At 68.0% G+C, this 22,958-nt stretch carries 25 protein-coding genes; 19 read left to right on the top strand and 6 right to left on the bottom strand.

The annotated features are described in order from the left end of the window. Positions 1 to 2: 2 nt before the first annotated feature. Together ACZYZF_RS14905 and ACZYZF_RS14900 are read right to left on the bottom strand one after the other, a co-directional pair. On the bottom strand, positions 3 to 827 hold the full coding sequence (locus ACZYZF_RS14905; RefSeq protein ID WP_463836125.1) for an enoyl-CoA hydratase/isomerase family protein: 825 nt from the start codon (positions 825 to 827) through the stop codon (positions 3 to 5). A 44-nt stretch (positions 828 to 871) separates the two neighbouring features. Continuing rightward, positions 872 to 1,732, bottom strand: coding sequence for a PfkB family carbohydrate kinase (locus ACZYZF_RS14900; RefSeq protein ID WP_463747586.1), 861 nt, complete (start codon positions 1,730 to 1,732; stop codon positions 872 to 874). An 85-nt stretch (positions 1,733 to 1,817) separates the two neighbouring features. Between ACZYZF_RS14900 and ACZYZF_RS14895 the strand changes: the two genes are divergently transcribed. The 8 genes from ACZYZF_RS14895 (at position 1,818) to ACZYZF_RS14860 (ending at position 8,862) form a co-directional block, all read left to right on the top strand. Further along, entirely contained in the window at positions 1,818 to 3,077 is a 1,260-nt protein-coding gene (locus ACZYZF_RS14895) for a glutamate-5-semialdehyde dehydrogenase (protein WP_463747587.1), read from the top strand. A 30-nt stretch (positions 3,078 to 3,107) separates the two neighbouring features. Further along, positions 3,108 to 3,995, top strand: a complete 888-nt coding sequence (locus tag ACZYZF_RS14890) for an AAA family ATPase (protein WP_463836124.1) — start codon at positions 3,108 to 3,110, stop codon at positions 3,993 to 3,995. Positions 3,996 to 4,008: 13 nt separating this feature from the next. Further along, positions 4,009 to 5,463, top strand: coding sequence for a vWA domain-containing protein (locus ACZYZF_RS14885; RefSeq protein ID WP_463836123.1), 1,455 nt, complete (start codon positions 4,009 to 4,011; stop codon positions 5,461 to 5,463). 72 nt (positions 5,464 to 5,535) lie between these two features. Further along, entirely contained in the window at positions 5,536 to 6,183 is a 648-nt protein-coding gene (gene nadD, locus ACZYZF_RS14880) for a nicotinate-nucleotide adenylyltransferase (protein ID WP_463747590.1), read from the top strand. Further along, positions 6,180 to 6,566 (top strand): ribosome silencing factor, encoded by a 387-nt coding sequence (rsfS, locus tag ACZYZF_RS14875; protein WP_463747591.1) that lies wholly within the window; start codon positions 6,180 to 6,182, stop codon positions 6,564 to 6,566. Before nadD ends, rsfS begins: the two co-directional genes overlap by 4 nt. Before the next feature lie 7 nt (positions 6,567 to 6,573). Next, complete coding sequence (gene gpgP / locus ACZYZF_RS14870) at positions 6,574 to 7,266, top strand: glucosyl-3-phosphoglycerate phosphatase (protein ID WP_463836122.1); 693 nt, start codon at positions 6,574 to 6,576, stop codon at positions 7,264 to 7,266. Then, positions 7,256 to 8,020, top strand: coding sequence for a diglucosylglycerate octanoyltransferase (octT, locus tag ACZYZF_RS14865; protein ID WP_463836121.1), 765 nt, complete (start codon positions 7,256 to 7,258; stop codon positions 8,018 to 8,020). Before gpgP ends, octT begins: the two co-directional genes overlap by 11 nt. Positions 8,021 to 8,022: 2 nt before the next feature. Next, entirely contained in the window at positions 8,023 to 8,862 is an 840-nt protein-coding gene (locus tag ACZYZF_RS14860) for a DegV family protein (protein WP_463747594.1), read from the top strand. 110 nt (positions 8,863 to 8,972) lie between these two features. On the opposite strand, the gene ACZYZF_RS14855 is transcribed toward ACZYZF_RS14860, so the two are convergent. Beyond that, positions 8,973 to 10,025, bottom strand: coding sequence for an NAD(P)H-dependent amine dehydrogenase family protein (locus ACZYZF_RS14855; protein WP_463836120.1), 1,053 nt, complete (start codon positions 10,023 to 10,025; stop codon positions 8,973 to 8,975). Positions 10,026 to 10,188: 163 nt separating this feature from the next. Here ACZYZF_RS14855 and ACZYZF_RS14850 point away from each other — a divergent pair, with 163 nt between their 5' ends. The 4 genes from ACZYZF_RS14850 to holA all read left to right on the top strand — a co-directional run bounded on the left by ACZYZF_RS14850 (position 10,189) and on the right by holA (position 14,458). Beyond that, entirely contained in the window at positions 10,189 to 10,980 is a 792-nt protein-coding gene (locus tag ACZYZF_RS14850; protein ID WP_463747596.1) for an SPFH domain-containing protein, read from the top strand. 98 nt (positions 10,981 to 11,078) lie between these two features. Continuing rightward, the gene (locus ACZYZF_RS14845; RefSeq protein ID WP_463836119.1) at positions 11,079 to 11,930 is read left to right on the top strand and encodes a helix-hairpin-helix domain-containing protein; all 852 of its coding nucleotides are present in this window, start codon (positions 11,079 to 11,081) and stop codon (positions 11,928 to 11,930) included. Beyond that, a complete protein-coding gene (locus tag ACZYZF_RS14840; protein ID WP_463836118.1) occupies positions 11,911 to 13,482 on the top strand; it encodes a ComEC/Rec2 family competence protein in 1,572 nt (523 codons plus the stop codon). Before ACZYZF_RS14845 ends, ACZYZF_RS14840 begins: the two co-directional genes overlap by 20 nt. A 25-nt stretch (positions 13,483 to 13,507) precedes the next feature. Beyond that, positions 13,508 to 14,458, top strand: coding sequence for a DNA polymerase III subunit delta (holA, locus tag ACZYZF_RS14835; protein ID WP_463747706.1), 951 nt, complete (start codon positions 13,508 to 13,510; stop codon positions 14,456 to 14,458). Between the two features lie 33 nt (positions 14,459 to 14,491). Here the strand turns inward: holA and rpsT are convergent, their stop codons facing one another. Beyond that, positions 14,492 to 14,752 (bottom strand): 30S ribosomal protein S20, encoded by a 261-nt coding sequence (gene rpsT / locus ACZYZF_RS14830; protein ID WP_463836117.1) that lies wholly within the window; start codon positions 14,750 to 14,752, stop codon positions 14,492 to 14,494. Between the two features lie 237 nt (positions 14,753 to 14,989). On the opposite strand from rpsT, the gene ACZYZF_RS14825 reads away from it, so the two are divergent. Genes ACZYZF_RS14825 through ACZYZF_RS14815 form a run of 3 tightly spaced genes read left to right on the top strand, consistent with a single transcriptional unit; the run spans position 14,990 to position 18,486 of the window. Next, the gene (locus ACZYZF_RS14825) at positions 14,990 to 16,651 is read left to right on the top strand and encodes a circularly permuted type 2 ATP-grasp protein (protein ID WP_463836116.1); all 1,662 of its coding nucleotides are present in this window, start codon (positions 14,990 to 14,992) and stop codon (positions 16,649 to 16,651) included. A gap of 20 nt (positions 16,652 to 16,671) precedes the next feature. Beyond that, positions 16,672 to 17,646, top strand: a complete 975-nt coding sequence (locus ACZYZF_RS14820) for an alpha-E domain-containing protein (protein WP_463747601.1) — start codon at positions 16,672 to 16,674, stop codon at positions 17,644 to 17,646. Then, entirely contained in the window at positions 17,647 to 18,486 is an 840-nt protein-coding gene (locus ACZYZF_RS14815; protein ID WP_463836115.1) for a transglutaminase family protein, read from the top strand. Here the strand turns inward: ACZYZF_RS14815 and ACZYZF_RS14810 are convergent. Further along, positions 18,470 to 18,967 (bottom strand): MarR family winged helix-turn-helix transcriptional regulator, encoded by a 498-nt coding sequence (locus ACZYZF_RS14810; RefSeq protein ID WP_463836114.1) that lies wholly within the window; start codon positions 18,965 to 18,967, stop codon positions 18,470 to 18,472. The two genes, ACZYZF_RS14815 and ACZYZF_RS14810, sit on opposite strands and share 17 nt — an antisense overlap. A gap of 87 nt (positions 18,968 to 19,054) precedes the next feature. Here ACZYZF_RS14810 and ACZYZF_RS14805 point away from each other — a divergent pair, with 87 nt between their 5' ends. Then, on the top strand, positions 19,055 to 19,762 hold the full coding sequence (locus tag ACZYZF_RS14805) for a hypothetical protein (RefSeq protein ID WP_463836113.1): 708 nt from the start codon (positions 19,055 to 19,057) through the stop codon (positions 19,760 to 19,762). A gap of 8 nt (positions 19,763 to 19,770) precedes the next feature. Further along, a complete protein-coding gene (locus ACZYZF_RS14800; RefSeq protein ID WP_463836112.1) occupies positions 19,771 to 20,640 on the top strand; it encodes a TIGR03560 family F420-dependent LLM class oxidoreductase in 870 nt (289 codons plus the stop codon). On the opposite strand, the gene ACZYZF_RS14795 is transcribed toward ACZYZF_RS14800, so the two are convergent. Continuing rightward, positions 20,607 to 21,467 carry a ribonuclease Z gene (locus ACZYZF_RS14795; RefSeq protein ID WP_463836111.1) on the bottom strand — a complete coding sequence of 287 codons (861 nt, stop codon included), beginning with the start codon at positions 21,465 to 21,467 and terminating at the stop codon, positions 20,607 to 20,609. The two genes, ACZYZF_RS14800 and ACZYZF_RS14795, sit on opposite strands and share 34 nt — an antisense overlap. Before the next feature lie 104 nt (positions 21,468 to 21,571). Here ACZYZF_RS14795 and ACZYZF_RS14790 point away from each other — a divergent pair, with 104 nt between their 5' ends. Together ACZYZF_RS14790 and ACZYZF_RS14785 are read left to right on the top strand one after the other, a co-directional pair. Next, positions 21,572 to 22,003 (top strand): CBS domain-containing protein, encoded by a 432-nt coding sequence (locus ACZYZF_RS14790; RefSeq protein ID WP_064930790.1) that lies wholly within the window; start codon positions 21,572 to 21,574, stop codon positions 22,001 to 22,003. 212 nt (positions 22,004 to 22,215) lie between these two features. Then, positions 22,216 to 22,824 carry a GNAT family N-acetyltransferase gene (locus tag ACZYZF_RS14785; protein ID WP_463836110.1) on the top strand — a complete coding sequence of 203 codons (609 nt, stop codon included), beginning with the start codon at positions 22,216 to 22,218 and terminating at the stop codon, positions 22,822 to 22,824. Positions 22,825 to 22,958 lie beyond the last annotated feature (134 nt).

The raw sequence follows: 22,958 nt of genomic DNA, 5'->3' as shown, positions 1-22,958 counted from the left end.
GCCTAGATGCGGCCCTCGACGCGCAGGTCCGGGTGGACCCACTCCGGTGAGCGTCGCGCTTTGAAAGCGCGGAAACCCTCAGCGGCCTCGTCGCCGCTGTAGCTGGCCTTCATACCGATCCGGTCGTAGAGGCCCATGTAGCTGTCCAGACTGGACTTGACCACCCCGCGCGCCCGGGGCGCAGTCCGGCAACACTGGGCGAGCACTTCGGTTGCGGCGTCGGACAATTCGTCGTGCGGCACCACCCGGGCGACCATTCCCCAGTCGACGGCCTCCTGCGCGCTGAGCGTGCGGCCGGTGAACATCAGGTCGCGGGTGCGGACCGGGCCGATCAGGCGGGCCAGCATCTGGCTGTAGTAGGTGTCGGCGATGCCGCGGTACAACTCGGGCACCCGGAATGTGGAGCGGTCGCTGACCACCGCCATGTCACTGCAGATCGCAATCTGCAGCCCACCGCCCTGACACAGCCCGTTGACCGCGCTCACCACCGGCTTGACGGATTGGCGCAGCGTTTCGAACGGAGTGACGTCCATCGACAGGGCCGCACCGAAGCTCATCCAGTCGTCGACGCCGTTGCCGCCGCCGAGGTCACCGCCGGGCGCGAACACGTCCCCGGTGCCGGTGATCAGCAGCCCGGCCAGATCGGGGTCCGTCTCGACGTGGGTGACTGCATACCGGATGCCGAAGTACATGGCCGGCGTCATCGCGTTGCGAGCCTCGGGCCGGTCCAGGGTGACCACACCGAACGGCCCCTGCCGGTCGAACTTGAGATATGGCGTGCCGAGCCAGTCGCCTTCTGGGGGTCGCGGAGTATTTCCCTGAGTCATGTCGGCGACTATAACGACAACGGTATCGGCTCCAGTTGGCCGTCTCAGTGCGTCAGGACGGCATCGATGTCGGCAGCCGACGGCGCGCAGTCACCGGCCCCGCGCACCAGGGTGGCCAACGCTCCGGCCGCGCATGCGCGCCGCAGTGCCGACTCGTGGCCGGCGGTCCAGCCGGCGGCCAACACCCCGGCGAACACGTCGCCGGCGCCGGCGGTGTCCAGCGCCCGCACCGCGGGGGCCGGCACGTCGAAGCGTTCGTCGGTGCCCACGTAACTGGCCCCTCGTGCTCCCCGGGTGATCACCAGATGCCGCACCGGCCAATGCCACTCGGCTGCCTCGGTCTCGTTCACCACCACGACGTCGACCAGCTCCGACAAGGCCAGCAGCTGATGGGCGGCGGTACCTCCCGGTGAGGCGTTGAGCATCACCGCCGCCCCGGCAGCCTTGGCCAGCCGGGCGGCCGCGACCGCCGTCGCCACCGGGATCTCCAACTGGATCAACACGACCTCGCTCCAGACGATGGCCGTGCGCGCCGCGGCGGAGTCCACCTCGAGGCGGGCGTTGGCGCCGGGTGCGACCACGATGCAGTTCTCGCCGACTGTGTCGACCAGGATCGCGGCCGATCCACTCGGGCCCGGCACGCACGTCACGGAATCGGTCGCGACCCCATTGGCCCGGAGATGCTCCCGCAGGTTTGTCGCGGCGGCATCGTCACCCACCGCGGCCACCAGTGCGACCTCGGCCCCGGCCCGCGCGGCCGCCACCGCCTGGTTGCCGCCCTTGCCGCCGGGCGCGGACGCCAGCGACGACGCGAGCACCGTCTGTCCCGGGCGCGGCAAGGCTCCGACGGTGAAGGTGAGGTCGGCGTTGATGCTCCCGACGACGCAAACCCGCGCAGCGGCCATAAACGAAAAGGCTAGCCCGGCGTGCTTGTCCTAGGGCGCCTGACACCTGTCGAAGGGCGTCAAACAGGTTCGATACGCTGGCTAGATGAGCGTTCAGACCCAGTCGCCGGCGGTGCCGCAAGCAGACCTGCGCGAGCAGGTGCACGAGGCGGCCCGTCGGGCCCGCGTCGCTGCCCGCACCCTGGGCACCCTGAGCGCCGAGATCAAGAACCGCGCGCTGCATGCCGCTGCCGACAGCGTGCTGGCCCACGTCCACGAGGTCCTGGCAGCCAACGCTGCCGATGTCGATGCGGCCCGCGAGGCCGGAACCCCCGAGGCGATGCTGGACCGCCTGGCGCTCAACCCGCAGCGAGTCGACGGCATCGCGGCCGGACTGCGCCAGGTCGCCGGGTTGCCCGATCCCGTCGGCGAGGTGCTGCAGGGGCGCACCCTGGCCAACGGATTGCAGCTGCGTCAGCAGCGGGTGCCGCTGGGCGTGGTCGGCATGGTCTACGAGGGCCGCCCCAACGTCACGGTGGACGCGTTCGGTCTCACCCTGAAGTCCGGCAACGCCGCCCTGCTGCGTGGCAGCTCATCGGCGGCCCGGTCCAATCAGGCGTTGGTGACCGCCCTGCGATCGGCGCTGGAGTCGGTGGGGCTGCCGACCGACGCGGTGCAGTTGCTGCCCAGTCACGACCGCGCCAGTGTCACCCACCTGATCCAGGCCCGCGGCCTGGTCGACGTGGTGATCCCGCGCGGGGGAGCCGGGCTGATCGAGGCCGTGGTGCGCGACGCACAGGTCCCCACCATCGAGACCGGTGTCGGCAATTGCCATGTCTACGTTCATTCCTCGGCCGACATCGACCGGGCCGAGAAGATCCTGCTGAACTCCAAGACGCGGCGCCCCAGCGTCTGCAATGCCGCCGAGACCCTGCTGGTGGACCGCACGCTTGAGGCCACCGCGCTGCCCCGGCTGACCGCTGCGCTGCGTGAGGCCGGGGTGACCGTGCACGCCGACCCCACCGACGAAGAGCTGCACACCGAGTTCCTCTCGATGGACATCGCCGTCGCAGTGGTCGACGGGCTCGACGCCGCGATCGCCCACATCAACGAATACGGCACCGGTCACACCGAGGCCATCGTGACAACTGATCTTGCTGCGGCCCAGCGCTTCACCGAACAGGTGGATGCTGCCGCCGTGATGGTCAACGCGTCCACCGCGTTCACCGACGGAGAGCAGTTCGGTTTCGGCGCAGAGATCGGCATCTCCACCCAGAAGCTGCATGCCCGCGGACCGATGGGCCTGCCCGAACTGACCTCGACCAAATGGATCGTGTGGGGAGACGGTCAGACCCGCCCGGCCTAGCTGCCGACCAGATACAGACCAGGAGACCACATGAGCGTGCCCGCTCGCCCCGCTCCGTTGTTCACCGACATCGACGATGTCGCACGCCGACTGGCGGAGACCGGCTACCTGCCCGACACCGCCACCGCGACAGCGGTTTTCCTCGCCGACCGGCTGGGCAAGCCGTTGCTCGTCGAAGGGCCCGCGGGTGTCGGCAAGACCGAGCTGGCCCGTGCGGTGGCCGCGACCACCGGCTCCGAACTCGTCCGGTTGCAGTGCTACGAGGGCGTCGACGAGGCCCGCGCGCTCTACGAGTGGAACCACGCCAAGCAGATCCTGCGGATCCAGGCCGGGCAGAACTCGAATGGCGGTGACTGGGACCAGACCAAGATGGACGTCTTCAGCGAGGAGTTCCTGCTGACCCGTCCGCTGCTGACCGCGATCAAGCGCACCGATCCGACCGTGCTCCTGATCGACGAGACGGACAAGGCTGACATCGAGATCGAGGGCCTTCTGTTGGAGGTGCTCTCCGATTTCGCGGTCACCGTCCCGGAACTCGGCACGATCATCGCCGAGCGGCCGCCGTTCGTGCTGCTCACCTCCAACGCCACCCGTGAGCTCTCCGAGGCGCTCAAGCGTCGTTGCCTGTTCCTGCACATCGACTTTCCGGACCCGGATCTGGAGCGCCGCATCCTGCTGTCGCGGGTGCCCGAACTGCCCGAGCGCATCGCGACCGAGCTGGTACGGATCATCGGGGTGATGCGCGGTATGCAGCTCAAGAAGGTGCCGTCGGTCGCCGAGACCATCGACTGGGGCCGCACCGTCCTGGCTCTCGGCCTGGACACCATCGACGACGAGATGATCGCCGCCACCCTCGGTGTGGTGCTCAAACACCAGTCAGACCAGGTCAAGGCGGCCGGCGAACTGAAGCTGAACTGATGGGGTTGAACTGATGGTGCCCCGCCGGGTTCGACCGCCCCAGCCGCTGGCCCCCCACGGCCTGCCGGGGCATCTCGTCGAGTTCGTCGAAGCCCTTCGCGGGCAAGGTATCTCGGTCGGTCCGTCGGAAACCGTGGACGCAGGCAGGGTGATCACCGTGCTGGGGTTGGGCGATCGTGAAACGCTGCGCGAGGGCATCGCGTGCGCAGTGTTGCGGCGCCCCGACCACCGTGAGACCTACGACGCGATGTTCGACCTGTTCTTCCCGGCTGCCCTGGGCGCACGCACCGTGCTCTCGGATGAGGACGGAGACGACAGCGGGGATGAGGACCGGCCCCAACTGCCGCCCGAGGACATCGAGGCGATGCGCGAGGCGTTGGTGCAGATGCTGGCCGACAACGAGGATCTGGCCAACCTCGACGACCGGATGGCGGCGATGATCGCGCGGATCGTCGAGGCCTATGGCCGCTACAACTCCAGCCGTGGCCCGTCGTACTCGTCGTATCAGGCCCTCAAGTCCATGAGCCTCGACGATCTGGAGGGCCGGCTGCTGGCCGGGCTTCTCGCCCCCTACGGCGACGAACCCACGCCCACCCAGGAGGAGATCGCCAAGGCGCTGGCCGCCCAGCGCATCGCCCAACTGCGCAAGATGGTCGAGTCCGAGACCAAGCGGCGCACCGCCGAGCAGTTGGGCCGCGACCACGTGCAGATGTACGGGGTGCCGCAGCTGGCCGAGAACGTCGAATTCCTGCGGGCCTCCGGCGAGCAGCTCCGCCAGATGCGCAAGACCGTGCAGCCGCTGGCGCGCACGCTGGCCACGCGGCTGGCGGCCCGGCGCCGGCGGTCCCGGTCCGGGGAGATCGACCTTCGTAAGACGTTGCGCAAGTCGATGTCCACCGGCGGTGTGCCCATCGACGTCGTCCTCAAGAAGCCGCATCCGGCCCGTCCGGAACTCGTGGTGCTCTGCGATGTGTCGGGATCGGTGGCCGGGTTCAGCCACTTCACCCTGATGCTGGTCTCGGCACTGCGTCAGCAGTTCTCCCGGGTTCGGGTCTTCGCCTTCATCGACACCACCGACGAGGTCACCGACATGTTCGGTCCGGAGGCCGATCTGGCGGTCGCGGTGCAGCGCATCACCCGCGAGGCCGGCGTCTACACCCGTGACGGGCACTCCGACTACGGACACGCGTTCGTGTCCTTCCTGGACAAGTACCCCAACGTGTTGTCCCCGCGCAGCTCGCTGCTGGTGTTGGGCGACGGCCGCAACAACTACCGCAACCCCGAGACGGCGCTGCTCGCCCACATGGTGTCGGCCAGCCGGCACGCGCACTGGCTCAACCCGGAGCCCAGGCACTTGTGGGGCAGCGGGGATTCTGCAGTCCCCAAATACCTCGAAACCATCCCGATGCACGAGTGCCGCTCGGCCAAGCAGCTGGCCGGGGTGATCGACGGGTTGCTGCCGGTCTGAGCGCCGCGCAACCGGGCCGGAGCTTTCGCACGGGTGCCGACGCTCGTAAGCGCTCCCGTAAGCTGCCTCTTTGTGGCAAGACGGCGCAGGCTGGGTGTGATGGGTGGGACGTTCGATCCCATCCACAACGGGCACCTGGTCGCTGCCAGTGAGGTGGCCGACCTGTTCGAGCTCGACGAGGTGGTGTTCGTCCCGACCGGTCAGCCCTGGCAGAAACACGACCGGCGGGTCAGCGCGCCCGAGGACCGGTACCTGATGACGGTGATCGCCACCGCGTCCAACCCGAGGTTCTCGGTCAGCCGGGTCGACATCGACCGGGGCGGGGCGACCTATACCAAGGACACCTTGCGAGATCTGCGTGATCTCAATGCCGATACCGACCTGTACTTCATCACCGGAGCCGATGCCCTGGCCTCGATCCTGTCCTGGCAGAACTGGGAGGACCTGTTCTCCATGGCGAGGTTCGTCGGCGTGAGCCGGCCAGGCTATGAGCTGGACGGTGAACACATCGAGGCGGCGCTGCGTGAACTGCCGCCTGACACGTTGACATTGGTCGAGGTGCCCGCGCTGGCGATCTCGTCCAGCGACTGCCGTAGGCGGGCCTCCGAAGGCCGGCCGATCTGGTACCTGGTACCCGATGGCGTGGTGCAGTACGTGGCCAAACGCGGGTTGTATTCCGCAGACGGGAAGGGTGAATACATCATGGAGCCGGTTCGATGAGCGCTACCGAAGAGGCCGTCGCGATGGCGACGGTGGCCGCCCAGGCCGCCGCGGCCAAGTTGGCCGACGATGTGGTGGTCATCGATGTGTCGGGCCAACTGGTGATCACCGACTGCTTTGTGATCGCATCGGCCTCCAACGAGCGTCAGGTCAACGCGATCGTCGACGAGGTCGAGGACAAGATGCGGCTGGCCGGCTACAAGCCCGCGCGCCGCGAAGGTACCCGCGAGGGGCGCTGGACGCTGCTCGATTACGTGGACATCGTCGTGCACATCCAGCATCAGGACGAGCGGGAGTTCTACGCCCTGGAACGGCTGTGGCGTGACTGCCCGACGGTTCCGGTCGAGCTCGGTGGGCCGGTGGACCCGGAGTTGGCAGAATGAGGGCGCGATGAGGGTCCGTCGGCTGGTGCTCTTGCGTCACGGGCAGACCGAGTACAACGCCGGCAGCCGGATGCAGGGCCAGCTCGACACCGAGTTGTCCGATCTGGGCCGCGACCAGGCGGCTGCCGCCGCCGAGGTACTGGCCAAGCGCCAACCTTTGATCATCGTGTCCTCGGATCTCAAGCGCGCCCTGGACACCGCGTTGGCCCTCGGCGACCGCGCCGGGATCGCGGTGGCCGTGGACGAGCGGTTGCGTGAGACGCATCTGGGCGACTGGCAGGGTTTGACGCACCAGGAGGTGGACGCGGCTGCCCCGGGCGCCCGCGCGGCGTGGCGCGAGGACGCACGGTGGGCACCGCACGGTGGTGAGAGCCGCGTCGACGTGGCCGCCCGTAGTGTTCCGGTTGTCGCTGAACTTGTTGCCGGACAATCTGATTGGGGCCTGGATCAAGCCGGGGGAAGTGCGGACCGCCCCGTCGTGCTGGTCGCCCACGGCGGGCTGATCGCGGCCCTGACTGCCGGCCTGCTCGGCCTGCCGGTGGACAACTGGCCGGTGCTCGGCGGCATGGGGAACGCCAGTTGGGTTCAGCTGTCGGGACATGCGGACGATTCCGCGGCGGATGGAGCCGCGTTCGACGTCATCAAATGGCGGCTGGATGTGTGGAATGCCTCGGCGCAGGTGGCCAACGATGTCCTCTGATCACGTGTCGTCCGAGTCCTCGCATCGCGACCGTCCGGTCCTACTGGTGTTCTGCGACTCCCTGTCCTATTTCGGCCCGACGGGTGGGCTGCCATCCGACGATCCGCGGATCTGGCCCAACATCGTGGCCGAGCAGTTGGGCTGGGACGTGGAACTCATCGGCCGGATCGGCTGGACCTGCCGCGACGTCTGGTGGGCCTCGACCCAGGATCCGCGGGCGTGGGCGGCATTGCCGCGCGCCGGCGCGGTGGTCTTCGCCACCAGCGGCATGGATTCGCTGCCCTCGCCGTTGCCGACGGCGTTGCGCGAACTGATCCGCTATGTGCGTCCGGCCTGGCTGCGGCGCTGGGCGCGTGACGGCTACGGCTGGGTTCAGCCGCGGTTGTCGCCGATCGCCCGCGCGGCGCTGCCACCGCATGTGACGGTCGAGTACCTCGAGCTGACGCGCAACGCCATCGATTTCAACCGGCCGGGCATTCCGGTGGTGGCCTCGCTGCCGTCGGTGCACATCGCCGACACCTACGGCAAGGCCCATCACGGTCGTGAGCCCACGGTCAGGGCGATCACGGACTGGGCGGCCGAGCATGACGTGGCGTTGGTGGACCTCAAGGCCGCGGTGGCCGACGAGGTGCTCAACGGGCGGGGCAACCCTGACGGCATCCATTGGAATTTCGAAGCCCACCGGTCGGTCGCCGAGCTGATGCTCAAGGGCCTGGCCGATGCCGGTGTGCCACAAATGGATCCCACCGACTGACGATGGCGGTCATGGTGGTCACCGACTCCACGTCGCGGTTGCGGCCCGAGTTGTGTGAGAAGTGGGGTATTCGCCAGGTGCCCTTGCACATCCTCGACGAGGGCATCGACCTGCGCGATGGTGTCGACCCGATGCCGTCAGACATTCATGACCGGGCCAGGGTCACCACCTCCGGGGCCGCCCCGGCCGATCTCGCCGACACCTATCGGCAGGCGCTGGCCGACAGTGACGGCGACGGTGTTGTCGCAGTCCATATTTCGGCTGCGCTGTCGAGCACATACAGCACGGCAGCGGCGGTAGCTCGTGAAATCGGGCAGGCAGTACGAGTGGTGAACTCCCGTGCGGCAGCGATGGGGGTGGGTTTCGTCGCCCTCGCCGCCGCCGAATCAGCCCGTGGCGGAGGAACACTCGACGCAGTCGAGGCGGCGGCTCGTGCCGCGATACCGCGCGGGCAGGCGTTCATCGTCGTACACCGCCTCGACAACCTGCGGCGCAGTGGCCGGATCGGTGCGGCAGCGTCGTGGTTGGGCACCGCATTGTCACTCAAACCACTGCTACGCCTCGATGTGGACGGCCGGCTGGTGCTCTCACAACGCATCCGGACGATATCGAAAGCACATGCGGCACTTGTCGATCAGATCGCCGACGCCGCAGGGGACCGCGCGGTGCGGGTGGTTGTGCACCACGTCGACAATCCGGACGGCGCCGAGGAGATCGCGGCGGCACTCACCGACCGGCTACCGAACCTGCGGTCCCTGTCGGTGACCGGTATGGGTCCGGTGCTGGCCGTTCATGTCGGTGGCGGCGCGGTCGGCGCCTGCATCACCGTGGAGGACGCCTAGCTGGGGCCGCTTGCCGGCGCCGGTTTCTACCTCACGGCTGTCGATCGGCGGCGCGCACAACCCTCAGGTGGAAAACGGCGCAAACAGCGGCAGCGGCGACGCGCCCCGAGCTAGCCGCCGAACCGGCCGGTGACCGGCGGCAGGTCCTTGAGTGTGAGGATGCCGGGTGCGGCGGCCACCACGGCGGGCACTGCATTGGTGACGGGCAGCGCGGTGTAGATCATGCCGAGACCGTTGAGGCTGACCTCGCTCCAGTCCTTCGACGGCAGGCAGTACACGACGGTGCGCATGTTGGGGACGCCGAAGACCTGGATCACGTGACCGTGCGCGACGGGCTTCGGCGGGGTGACGTGATTGCCCATGATCCAGTTGAATCCGACGCTGACGACGTTCTTGTCGCCCACCCAGCCGCGGTGGTAGCCGAACACGCTGGCCACCGTGCCCTTGGGGATCTGCATGAACCCGAGGTCGGAATCATCGGTGGCCGCGGTGAATTCGACGTCGAACGTCATCCGGTCGAGCTTGGCGCCGATGGCGTCGGCCATCATGGCCGCCGACTCGGCGAACACCTCGCTCTCCAGACGCACACGCTCGGCCAGCCCCGGCGTCTCGGGATCTTGTGCGAATCCCATCGCGGCCATGGTTCCGGCTGATTCATAGACCCCGCAGTCGACGGACTCGGTGATCCGGATCTCGTCGACGCTCTCGCAGGCGCTGGACAGCACCATGCCCATCATGTTGGTCAGGCCGGGGTGGGCTCCGCTGCCGAAGATCGTGGAATTACCTGTCTGGCAAGCCTTCTGGATTCGCTCCAGGTCTTCGGGGGACTGCTTGCCACCGGTGATCCAGGCGGCACTGGAACACACGTTGATCCCGGCCTCCAGTAGGCGGACCAGTTCGTCGACGCTGGGCCAGATCGGGTTGTAGCAGCAGGCATCGGGTTTGAGCGCGATCAGATCGTCGATGGAGTTGGTGGCCTTGATGCCGGTCGGCTCGGGCCAGCCGGCCAACTCGGCGGCATCGACACCGACCTTGTCGGCGCCGTAGGCGTACACGCCGACCAGTTCCATGTCGTCGCGGCCGATGATCGCGTGCAGCGAGCGTCGTCCGATGTTGCCGGTGGTCCATTGGATGACCCGAATCGGCTTACCCGCTGCGGTCATGATCGTCTCCCTCGCTGAGCCCTGCGCCGGACTCTAGACACTATCGGGGACTTGTTCACCCGCGGTAGGCGCATCCGTCCCTCCTGGCGGGAGACCCACCGGCGTCGCACAATCGAACTGTGGGGCGCGTTCGCCTCGCAAAGCCATGAATCGAGGTCAGATCATGGACATGCTCTACGCGCTCGCATCGGCGGGGGCCGGCGCCATTGCCCTGGTGTGGCTCGGCTTGAGCAACATCCGCGTGGTCAGGCAGTACGAACGGGGTGTGGTGTTCCGGTTCGGCCGGGTCCGCGACAACGTCAGGCAACCCGGGCTGACGATGCTCATTCCCGTCGCGGACCGGTTGCAGAAGGTCAACATGCAGATCATCACGATGCCCGTGCCCGCACAGGACGGCATCACCCGCGACAACGTCACCGTGCGGGTCGATGCGGTCATCTACTTCAACGTGCTCGATCCGGTGCGGGCCGTCGTCGACGTGCAGGACTACATGTCGGCGATCGGTCAGGTGGCGCAGACCTCGCTCCGGTCGATCATCGGCAAGAGCAATCTGGACGACCTGCTGTCCAACCGGGAGCGGCTCAACCAGGGCCTCGAACTGCTCATCGACAACCCTGCGGTGGGCTGGGGGATACACATCGACCGGGTAGAGATCAAAGACGTCGTCCTACCGGATTCGATGAAGCGGTCCATCGCGCGTCAGGCCGAGGCCGAGCGGGAGCGGCGGGCCCGCGTGATCACCGCCGACGGCGAGCTGCAGGCGTCCGAAAAACTCGCCGCGGCGGCCGATGTGATGTCGGCCGACCCGGCGGCCCTGCAGTTGCGGCTGCTGGAGACCGTCGTCGAAGTGGCCGCGGAGAAGAATTCCACCGTGGTCCTGCCGTTCCCGGTGGAACTGCTGCGATACCTGGAACGGGCCACGCCCCAACAGCCCTCCACCGGTGCCGCGGGATGACCACGTGGTAATCCACAACGCGAGATTCATCCACAGCCGGCCGGTGCCGTAGGCCAGGGCGCCCGGAATCGTCGTGGCCCGCGCTTACCGTCGCGAGCATGGGAACCGAATTGTCGGTGGAGCGGCTCCGTCGTCTGGGTGGGGGCCGTCCGGGCGGCGGGGATGATGCCGACACCGAGGAAGGCGGCGGCGACGATCAGGACACCGCGTCGGAGAGCGCGCTGTCGAGATGGCTGCCCGATACCGCCCAGGGGGACGGCCCGGGCTGGCTGACCAGGGTGCGCGCCGACCCGGGCCGCGCCGGTGCCCTGGTCCTGGCCGGTACCGGGGTCCTCGCGATCCTGGTCACCGTTTTCACCCTGATCCGGCAGCAAGCACCGCCGGTCGCCTCGGCGAATTTGCCACCGGTGCAAATGGTTTCGTCGGCAGGTCCGACACCGGACGCGAACGCCCCGGCAGGGCCGGTGGTGGTCAGCGTGGTCGGCCTGGTGCACAAGCCGGGGCTGGTGACGTTGCAGTCCGGAGCGAGGATCGCCGATGCGCTGGAAGCGGCCGGTGGACCACTGGACGGTGCCGACCTGATCGGGTTGAACATGGCTCGCCGGGTCGGCGACGGTGAACAGATCGTGGTCGGTATCGACGGGCCGCCGGGGCAACCGACGACCATGGGCAGTTCGGTCGCCGGCGATGCCCCGGGTTCGGCACAACCTGGTGCGTCGCAAAAGGGGGCTCCGAAAGCCAAGGCCGGCGCGTCGGCGGAGCCGGTGGACCTCAATACGGCGACCGTCGAGGACCTCGACACGCTGCCCGGTGTCGGCCCGGTGACCGCTGAGGCGATCGTGGCTTGGCGTGCCGCCCACGGTCGGTTCGACAGTGTCGATCAACTCGGTGACGTCGACGGCATCGGTCCGGCACGGCTGGAGAAACTGCGTGAGCTGGTCCGGGCGTGATGCCCCCGGCGGGGACGGGCAGACCGGCGACGGGTGGGCCGCGGGGCAGCCACTGGATCTGCGCCTGGTCCCGTCCGCCCTGACCGCGTGGTCGGTGTCGGCGGCCGCAGTCGTCTGGCATCCGGGCGCGGCCGTGGTGGTGGGCCTGGCCGCCGTGGGGCTGACTTGGCTGGCCGGACGGTGGGGAGACAGCGACGGTACGGACGTCACCGCTGCCGTTGTGGCGGTGGCGGCCGTCGCGGCTGGATTCACCGTCGCTGTCGGACTGCGCGTGCACCAGGTCGAACATCATCCGGTCGGCCGTCTCTACGGCGGAACCGCGACGGTTGAGGTCGTTCCCACCGAGACGCCGCGGGCGATCCAGGGCGGTCGGGTGATGTTCCGGGCCGCGTTGCGCCGGGTCGATCAGGCCCCGATGTCAGGCCGAGTCCTGGTGTTCGCGCCGCCGGGGTTCGGCGAGGTAGGTCCGGGGCAACCGGCGACATTTCGGGCCTCCGTGGGGCGCCCGGGCCGCAGGGACCTGAGTGTGGCCGTGCTGGCGGCGTCGGGACAGCCGTCGTTGGGGGAGGCCTCTGCGGTACAGCGCATCGCCCAGCGGATACGTGTGGGCTTCGCGGAGGCGGCACGGACAGTGTTGCCCGCCGATCAGGCCGCCATGCTGCCGGCCTTGGTGCTGGGCGATACCTCGATGGTCACCGGCACGACCACCGCGCAGTTCCGCACGTCGGGTCTGACGCATCTGACCGCGGTGTCGGGCGCCAACGTGACCATCGTGTGCGGCGCGCTGTTGCTCAGCGCGGCGCTGGTCGGGCCGAGAGCGGCCGTGTTGCTCGCCGGCGCCGGGCTGGTCGGCCTCGTCATCGTCGTGCAGCCGTCGGCCAGTGTGCTGCGGGCAGCCGTGATGGGTGCGGTGACCCTGCTCGCGGTGTTGACCCATCGGCGTCGGCAGGCGGTGCCCGCGCTGGCCGCCAGCGTGATCGCGCTGATGATCGCGGCCCCCGAACTCGCGGTCGATGTGGGGTTCGCGTTGTCGGTGTGTGCGACGGCGGGCATCGTCGTCCTCGCCCCGGTGTGGTCGGGCCGGCTGGAGGCTCGTGGCTGGCCGCGCCCGGTGGCGGCAGCGGTCAGCGTCGCGGTGGTCGCCCAGTTGGTCACTGCCCCACTGGTGGCCGGGATCTCGGGGACCGTCAGCCTGGTGGCCGTCGCCGCCAACCTCGCAGTGGCCGGGGTGATTCCGCCGATCACGGTCCTCGGTTCCGCGGCGGCCGTGTGCTCGGTGGTCTGGCCGGGCGGAGCCCAACTACTGATCCGGTTCACCGGACCGGAGCTTTGGTGGCTGCTGTCGGTGGCCCGATGGGCTTCGGCGCTACCGGGGGCCGCTCTGCCGTCACCCTCGGGGCTGGCCGGCGTGGTGTCGGTAGCACTCGGAGGTGTGGCGCTCGCGGTGCTGTGGCGGCTGCGCTGGCTGCGGCGCGGACTGGCCGTGGTGGTGTTCGGCCTGCTGGCCTGGGCGCTGGCGGGCCAGGTGGTCGGGGCTGTCGGGCCGTCGTGACACGATCATCGGTGTGAGTCAACAGATCGACGGCCTGCACCTGGTTCTGGGCGATGAGGAACTGCTGGTCGAACGAGCAGTGGGGGCGGTGCTGCGGGCGTTGCGCCGGCAGGCCGGATCCGATGACGTTCCGGTGGACCGGATGCGGGCCGGTGAGGTCAGCACCAGCGAGCTCGCCGAGCTGCTGAGCCCGTCGCTGTTTGCCGAAGAGCGCCTGGTGGTGCTGGAGGCCGCCGCCGAGGCCGGTAAGGATGCCGTGGCCCTGATCGCCTCGGCCGCAGCCGATCTGCCACCCGGCACCGTTCTGATCGTCATCCACTCCGGCGGCGGGCGGGCCAAGGCGCTGGCTGATCAATTGAAAAAGCTTGGGGCACAGGTGCATCCGTGTGCGCGTATCGCCAAACCGGCGGAGCGTGCGGATTTCGTACGTGCCGAGTTCCGCCAGTTGCGGGTCAAGGTCTCCGACGACACGGTCACCGCGGTGCTCGACGCGGTCGGATCGAACATCCGTGAGCTCGCCGCGGTGTGCTCACAGCTGGTGGCCGACACCGCCGGCCAGGTCGACGCCGTAGCGGTGCGCCGCTATCACAGTGGCAAGGCGGAGGTGAAGGGCTTCGACATCGCAGACAAGGCTGTCACCGGTGATGTGGCCGGGGCTGCCGAGGCCTTGCGATGGGCGATGCTGGCCGGTGAACCCCAGGTGGTGTTGGCCGATGCGCTGGCCGAGGCGGTGCACACGATCGCCCGGGTGGGCCCGCTCTCCGGGGATCCGTACCGGCTGGCCGGTGAGCTGGGGATGCCGCCCTGGCGGGTGCAGAAGGCGCAGAAGCAGTCGCGCAGATGGTCACGCGACTCCGTGGCCGAGGCGATGCGGGTGGTAGCCGCGCTCAATGCAGACGTAAAGGGCGCAGCGGCAGATGCCGACTACGCCCTCGAGACAGCGGTACGCCGGGTGGCGGAACTCGCCACCCGGTGAACCGGCGATATCGTTCGGGTAAGCCCGGAAGGATCAGAGCTTGTTGAGCGCCACGGCCAGGGCCGACTTCTTGTTGGCGGCCTGGTTGGCGTGGATGACACCCTTGCTGGCGGCCTTGTCGAGCTGACGGCTGGTCGCCACCAGCAACTCGGCAGCCTTGTCCTTCTCGCCCGCCTCGACGGCCTCGCGGAAGCCGCGCACAGCCGTACGCAGCGACGACTTCACCGACTGGTTACGCAGCCGACGACGCTCGTTGGTGAGGATGCGCTTTTCCTGCGACTTGATGTTGGCCACGTAAAAATTCCTTCGTAGTTCTCTAGCTGGGGTTACCGAAGTCTGGGTGCGCACACCCGCACTGCGGGCAGCGACTGTTCAGGGTACCAGCGAGGCGTCCGAACTCCCAAAGCGGCGCAGCCGGAACGCCGGCCGCCGACGCCCGAATTTACCGCCCTAATACCACCTCAACCGCCCTTTGGCCTGCCGAAACGGGCTGAGCCGTTGACCCGGCGAAACAGCGTCAGGTGCGGCAGCATGACAGGGGTGAGCCTGAGAGCAGTCCGTACACCGGGGGCAGGGTCGAACGCGTCGCGCCCGCCCGGACAGCGCGCCGCGGCGCGACGTGTCAAACATCGGGGCGTCTTCGACGGCTACGACCGGCTGGGCCGATACTCCGAGGCCTTCGACGAGATGTTCGACGGCTCTGGCAACGTCCGCGGACCGTACAAGGGGATCTTCGCCGAGCTTGCTCCGTCGGACGCCTCCGAGTTGCGGTCGCGCTCGGACGCACTGGGCCGGGCGTTCATCGATCAGGGCATCACATTCTCGCTGTCCGGCCAGGAGCGGCCGTTCCCGCTCGACCTGGTGCCGCGGGTGATCTCGGCGGCCGAATGGTCCCGGCTGGAACGCGGCATCATCCAGCGGGTCAAGGCGCTGGAGATGTATCTCGACGACATCTACGGCGAGCAGGAGATCCTGCGTGACGGGGTGATCCCGCGTCGGCTGGTCACCTCGTGCGAGCACTTCCACCGTGAAGCCGCGGGCATCGTCCCGCCCAACGGGGTGCGTATCCACGTCGCGGGCATCGATCTGATCCGCGACGACAAGGGTGTCTTCCGGGTGCTCGAGGACAATCTGCGGTCGCCGTCGGGAGTGTCCTATGTGATGGAGAACCGGCGCACCATGGCGCGCGTCTTCCCCAATCTGTTCGCCACTCACCGGGTGCGCGCGGTCGGTGACTACTCCTCGCACCTGCTGCGGGCACTGCGCAACGCCGCACCCACCAACGTCGCCGACCCCACCGTCGTGGTGCTCACGCCCGGCGTCTACAACTCGGCCTACTTCGAGCACTCGCTGCTGGCTCGGCAGATGGGGGTCGAGTTGGTCGAGGGCCGCGATCTGTTCTGCCGCGACAACGCCGTCTACATGCGCACCACCGAGGGCGAGCGCCAGGTCGACGTCATCTACCGCCGCATCGACGATGCGTTCCTGGACCCCATGCAGTTCCGGCCCGACTCGGTGCTCGGGGTGGCCGGCCTGCTCAACGCGGCCCGGGCCGGCAACGTCGTGATCTCCAGTGCGGTGGGCAACGGGGTCGGCGACGACAAGCTCGTCTACACCTATGTCCCGACGATCATCGAGTACTACCTCGGTGAGAAGCCGCTGCTGGCCAACGTCGACACCTACCGCTGTTGGTTGGACGCCGAACGGGAGGAGGTGCTCGACCGGATCGATGAACTGGTGATCAAGCCGGTGGAGGGTTCGGGTGGGTACGGCATCGTGTTCGGCCCGGACGCCTCCGAGAAGGAGCTCGCCGCGGCTGCGAGGAAGATCCGCAACGACCCGCGCGGCTGGATCGCCCAGCCGGTGATGCAGCTGTCCACGGTGCCCACCCAGATCGGCGACAAGCTGGCGCCTCGTCACGTGGACCTGCGCCCGTTCGCGGTCAACGACGGCAACGACGTCTGGGTGCTGCCCGGCGGGCTGAGCCGGGTGGCGCTCCCGGAGGGGTCTCTGGTGGTCAATTCCAGTCAGGGAGGCGGGTCGAAGGACACCTGGGTGCTGGCGTCGCGGACGTCGGCGGCAGATCGCGAGCTCGCTGCGGCCGAGGTGGTGCGGTCGCTGCCCGAAACTGCCAATGGGCCCAAAACTGATGGCGCGCCTGACGGTTCGACGTCCCAACAACAACAGCAGTAGTAGCAGAGGGGGTGCGGTAGATGCTGGCGCGCAATGCCGAGTCGTTGTATTGGATCGGACGCTATGTGGAACGGGCCGACGACACCGCACGCATCCTCGATGTCACGGTTCATCAGCTGTTGGAGGACTCCAGTGTCGACCCGGACATCGCCTCACGGACGCTGCTGAGGGTGCTCGGCATGGAGCCGCCGACCCAGCGCCTGGACATGTGGTCGTTGACCGACATCGTGGCCTTCAGCCGCGACAGCAACGGCAACTCGATCGTGGATGCGATCTCGGCGGCACGCGAGAACGCCCGCGGTGCCCGCGAGGTCACCTCGACCGAGATCTGGGAGTGCCTCAACACGACTTACAACGCGCTCGCCGAGCGGGAGCGCGCGGCCAAACGCCTGGGCCCGCACGAGTTTCTGTCCTATGTCGAGGGGCGCGCGGCGATGTTCGCGGGGCTGGCCGATTCGACGTTGAGCCGCGACGACGGTTACCGGTTCATGTTGTTGGGCCGCGCGATCGAGCGAGTCGATATGACGGTGCGGCTGCTGCTGTCGCGGGTTGGGGACAGCGGGTCGTCGCCGGCGTGGGTCACGTTGCTGCGCTCGGCCGGTGCCCACGACACGTACCTGCGCACTTACCGCGGTGTGCTCGATGCCGGTCGCGTGGTCGAGTTCATGCTGCTTGACCGGCTGTTCCCCCGGTCGATCTTCTATTCGCTGCGGTTGGCCGAACACAGCCTCGACGAATTGCTCAATCGCCCGCACAGCCGGCTGGGGGCCACCGCCGAGGCGCAGCGGCTCCTGGGCCGGGCGCGCAGTGAGCTCGAGTTCCTGCAGCCGGGCGCATTGCTCGAATCTCTGGATGCCCGGCTGGCCGGGTTGCAGAAGACCTGCCGCGATGTCGGAGAAGCGTTGGCGCTGCAGTACTTCCACTCCGCACCGTGGGTGGCGTGGACCGACGCCGGACATGGTGATGTGGTTGTGATCGAGGAGGGCGAGGTCTAGATGTGGCGGTTGCGCGTAGTGCATTCGACTGGATATGCCTACCGGTCGGCGGTGACGGCGTCCTTCAACGAGGCCCGATTGACGCCGCGGTCGGATTCGCGTCAGAACGTGATACTGAACCGCGTCGAGACCATCCCGGCCACCAGGTCCTATCGATATGTCGATTACTGGGGTACGGCGGTGACAGCCTTCGATCTGCATGCTCCCCACACCGAGTTGGAGGTCTCGGGCTCCTCGGTGGTCGAGACCGATGTCGCGGAGAAACCCGAGGAGCTCGTCGGGTGGGATGATCTGGGTACCGAGGCGGTGATCGACCGGTTCGACGAGGTGCTCAGCCCGACCCATTACACACCGCACAGCCAGCGGATCACCCGCGTGGGACAGCGGATCGCCAAAGATCATGATCCGTTCGATGCGGTCGGGGCGGTGGCGCAGTGGGTGCGCAGTCAACTCGACTATGTGCCGGGTACCACCGGGGTGCACTCTTCGGGCGTGGATGCTTTGCGCGAGGGTAAAGGCGTGTGTCAGGACTTCGCCCACCTGTCGTTGATCATGTTGCGGTCCATGGGAATTCCGGCCCGGTACGTGTCGGGCTATCTGCATCCCAATGGTGAGGCGGAGGTGGGGGACACCATCGACGGCCAAAGCCACGCCTGGATCCAGGCGTGGACCGGAGGCTGGTGGCACTACGACCCGACCAATGACTCCGAGATCAATGAGCAGTACGTCAGTGTCGGCGTGGGTCGGGATTACTCGGATGTGGCCCCGCTCAAGGGAATCTATTCGGGTGAGGGGTCGACGGATCTCGACGTGGTCGTGGAGGTCACCCGGCTGGCTTGACCGGGCCGGCACCCGCGCGGCCCAGGTTGCGGAACCCTGGGTGCACGTGCGGGGTCAGCTCGTGTTGAACGGCCAGCGTCTGCAACAGCTCGTGGAGCTTGTCTCGTTGTGCCGGATCGAGGCCGGCCGTCATGCGCTCGTCGTGCCGGCGCGCGAGCTCTCCGATGCGGCGCAGCGTCTTCTTTCCCGCGGAGCTGAGAAACAGCGCGTGCAGCCGGCGATCGTCGGGATTGCGGCGCCGTTCCACGTAGCCGCGGTCCTCGAGGTCGTCGACGTAACTCACCACCCGGCTCGGTAGCAGGCCCAGCTGGGTGCTGAGGGATTGCTGGCTGAGTCCCGGCTGGCCGCCGATGGCGCGCAGGATGCCGGCGTGCGGCGGAGTGAGCTCGAGTGTCGCCATCTGTTCGGCGAACAGGGCCGCCGCGCGGTGGCCGAGTTGTGCCAGCAGGAATGCCACGGTATCCGACGGACCAGGTTCCATGCCGAAACCGTATCAGCACTAAATGGTTCACAACCGAAAACGTTCAGCCTGTTGCCGCAACGCGCCCACGGGCATATCGTTCAAGTCATGAACGATTCAACAGCAGATCGAATTCGGGCCACACGACCTCCCGGCCGACAAGGCGGACCGCCTCTCGCTCCGGTGGCGGCGGTCTCGCTCGCGCTGATACTGGTCGGGTTGGGTGTCGGCGTCGCGCTCGGCGGGGTGATGCCGCTGCCGTACGGCGCGGGCGCAGACGTCCTTCGATATGTCCGCGATCACCACGCGGCGGTGCAGGCCACCGCGGTGGGCACGTTCGCGGCGTCGGTACCGCTGGCGATCTACGCCGCCACCGCAAGTACACGCCTGCGGCAACTGGGCGTGACGGCGCCGGGCGCGACGATCGCACTGGCGGGCGGGATTCTCGCCTCCGGCACCCTCGCACTGGCGGGGCTGATCTGCTGGACGATGTCCCGGTCCGAGGTCGTCGTCGACGACGGCCTGATCCGCGCGCTGTACTACCTGGTCTTCCTCACCGGCGGGGTCGGGCACATCGTGGCGCTCGGTCTGCTGCTCGCCGGGATCGCGGTGCCCAGCCTCGTCCTCGGACTCTTGCCTCGGGCGTTGGCCTGGACCGGCCTGGCCATCGCGGTGCTGGCCGAGTTGGCGACGCTGGTGCTCATCTGGCCCGAAGCGGCCGTGATCCTGCCGGTCGCCCGGTTCACGGGTCTCACCTGGCTCATCGTCGCCGGTGTGCTCCTGCCGAAGCGTCGGGCCGAGTTGCGGCACGCATGAAGATCAGCGTGAGTGTCACGAACTACTCGTGGCCGGAAGCGATTCACGACCGGCTCGCCGATCTGGCGGCGTTCCTCGATGGCACCGCCGTCGACACCCTGTGGGTGGCCGACCACCTCATACAGGCCGATCCCTCCTGCCGGATGGACGAGCCGATGCTCGAGGCTTACACCGTGCTCGGTTACCTGGCCGCGGCGACGCGACGCATCCGACTGGGCACGTTGGTTACGGCAGCGACCTTCCGGGCGCCCGCGCTGCTGATCAAGGCGGTGACGACGCTCGACGTGCTCTCGCAGGGGCGGGCGTGGCTGGGTCTCGGCGCCGGGTACAACGCGGCTGAGGCGACCGCGATGGGATTGTTCCTACCGGACACCGCGGAACGGTTCGAGCGGACGGCCGAGCTGTTGCGACTGGCCCGGCAGATGCGGCGCGGTGACCAAACGAGTTACCGCGGTGAGTATCTGACCGCGCAGCAGCCGATCAACGTTCCGCCACCCGTGACCGCGCCCCATCCTCCCGTGCTGATCGGCGGTACCGGCGAGCGACGCACACTGCGGCTGGTGGCGCAATATGGCGATGCGTGCAACCTGTTCGACGTCCCAGACGGTGGCGCCGCGATCCGGAGACAGCTCGACGTTCTCGATAGGCACTGCGCCGATGTCGGACGGCGACCCGACGAGATCGAGCGCACGGTGACCACGGCGCTCCGTGACGGTGAGCCGTCCGACGCGCTCGCCGAGCGCTGCCACGTACTGGCCGGCCTGGGCGTCCAGCACGTTGTGGTGATCGCCCGCGGCCGGCCGCTGACCGACACCGATCTCAATTGCATTGCGCACGCCGCCGATCAGCTGCGCGGCTTGGTACAGACTCCGGGGTGAACCTGGACGCGGTGCAGATCGTCGCCCAGTTCGATCTGTCGGTCGAATTCAGTGGCCGCCAGCGCGCGCCAGTCGTCCTCGGTGCCCGGAGCGATGGCCGGCACATAGTGGGTCAGGATCAGGATGCCCACCCCTGCTCGGGTGGCGGTGGCGGCAGCCTCTTCCACCGAGGAGTGGTAGTCGCAGATGTCACGGATCCGTTGCATCGGAAGTTGATTCACGAGGTCTTTGCGGATCACGGTGTGCACCAGGGCCCCCGCGCCGGCGGCCAGGGTATCGAGGCTCTCGCACGGCACGGTGTCGCCGGCCAACACAACCGACGCTCCGGCATGCTCGACCCGGAACCCGATGGTCGGTGTCACCGGCCGGTGATCGGTGGGTGCGGCCTGGATGCGTACCCCGTCGAGGTCCCACACCGCGCCCGCGGCGTGCTCATGCACCTCCACCGGCGGCGAAGCTGTCAGATCCGCATGATGGGCGATGCGGTAGCCGATGTCATGTCCGAAGGCCCGCAGTGTCGCCTCGACCACCTCGGCGGTGCCCGGCGGCCCGATGATCGGCAGGGGCGGAGCGTCTGGTGTGAACGTACTCACCCAGCGGGTGATGATCACGTCGCCGAGGTCGGTGATGTGATCGCTGTGCAGGTGAGTCAGCAGCAGCGCGCTGAGCTGGTTGGCGCCTGACCCGGCGGCCGCCAGGCGCTGCAGCACGCCGCGCCCGCAGTCGATCAGAAAACTCTGGCCGCCGGCGCGCACCAGGGTTGACGGCCCGGCTCGCTCCGGATCGGGAATCGGGCTACCGGTGCCGAGCAGCGTGACCTCGATCATGGCCCCATTCCTACTCCGTTCCGGCCCGAACAGGCGTGGCTTCTTTCTTCCTGACGACCATCGACCTAGCCTGGTGTGAGGTGGATCACGATCGGAGGCTGCCGATGCGAATCGCGGACGTGCTGAAAAACAAGGGCACGGCGGTGGTGACGATTTCGCCCGAGACCACGGTGACCGAGCTCCTGGCGGGGCTGACCGAGCTGAACATCGGTGCCATGGTCGTGATGGGGCCGGACGGTTTGGCCGGCATCGTGTCGGAACGCGATGTGGTGCGCAAACTGCACGAACGTGGCAGCAGCCTGTTAGCGCAGCCGGTATCGGAGATCATGACCACGGTGGTGGCGACCTGCACGCCACGCGACACCGTCGATCACCTCAGCGCCTTGATGACCGAGAACCGGGTGCGTCACATTCCGGTGCTCGACCGCGGCAGGCTGGCCGGAATCGTCAGCATCGGGGACATCGTCAAGACCCGCATGGAAGAACTCGAGGCCGAGCAGGAACAGTTGCAGGCCTACATCACCCAGGGCCGCTGACCGGGCGTAGGAATCGAATGCGCCGCGACAGGCCGCGGCGGTCGGTGAATACCTTGCTGGGCAACGGCATTCAGCGCTGTCGTCATGCGCTGTGCCTACCGGCCGTGCCGGACATCACCGGGAAACCCTGCACTACCGTCGGCCTTCGGGCTGGTCTGTCCCAGGAGGCGGCGGGTACGGCGCAGTGCGTGAACGTGTGCGATGGTGGGTTGGTGGCCACCATCGCTGTCCGCCCGCCGAACAAGTCCGACGTCAGCCAGCTCGCGGCCGTGCTGGGCCGAGCCTTCCACCACGACCCGGTGATGTCGTGGATCCTGGCCGACGACACCCGTCGCATCAAGGGGCTGCCTCGACTGTTCGCAGCGATCACACGCCACCATTTCCTCGCCGGCGGTGGTGCCGAAGTGGCCATCCGCCACGGTGAGATCGGCGGGGCAGCGCTCTGGGACGGCCCGGGCCGATGGAAGCAGACCCCGGGCGAAGAACTGCGCATGCTGCCCACGATGGTGCTGGCCTTCGGCCGCGACATGCGACGTGGCCAACAGGTTGTCGAGCTCATGAAGAAGCACCATCCCGAGGAGCCGCACTGGTATCTGGCGGTGATCGGTAGCGATCCGACCGTGCGCGGTGGCGGTTTCGGGCACGCCCTCATGCAGTCCCGGCTGGACCGGGTCGACGCCGAACACGCTCCGGCGTATCTGGAATCGAGCAACCCCGACAACGTCCCGTACTACCTGCGTTTCGGGTTCGAGGTCACCGGGGAGATCGCGCTGCCCGACAGCGGGCCGGTCATGACAGCGATGTGGCGCCGGGCGCGGTAAGGCAAATCGACCGGCAGCCGCGCTAATCGAAAACGCCGGACATCTTCATGATCAGCAACACGCCGACCGCGACGAACACCGCGATGAGCAGCACCACCCCGATGATCGCGGCCACCGAAGTCGGACTGTACTTG

This window comes from Mycobacterium sp. IDUB_24, from assembly GCF_055419385.1.
This window is presented reverse-complemented; position numbering and strand designations above follow the sequence as displayed.